Annotated in this window: 1 protein-coding gene; it reads left to right on the top strand. The window is 41.9% G+C overall.

The genetic code is table 11. The features are described 5' to 3' along the window. On the top strand, nucleotides 1-241 hold a 241-nt coding region (locus tag AAEY88_RS15270), incomplete at both ends, for a hypothetical protein (protein WP_350563751.1).

Here is a 241-nt window from a genome sequence, read left to right as displayed (position 1 = left end):
GTGCAGATGTCCGTTTAACGACTCAATTTAAACGTTATTTTGGCCATGCCAGCGAAACGCATTTGGATCTTACTTTTAGATTTAATAACCGTATCGGTGAAGTGGCTAGCGCTTTTGTGAGTAAAAACCCGCATCAACTCAACAAAGATATCCATTCATTGGTACAAGTTGCCAAGCCTGCAGTATCAATACTTCGTCGTGGTACCAATGAGGGCGCAACTAAAGATGAGCTGAGTAACAA

It is taken from the genome of Psychrobacter sp. CAL346-MNA-CIBAN-0220, assembly GCF_040309805.1.
Lineage (GTDB): Bacteria > Pseudomonadota > Gammaproteobacteria > Pseudomonadales > Moraxellaceae > Psychrobacter.
This window is presented reverse-complemented; position numbering and strand designations above follow the sequence as displayed.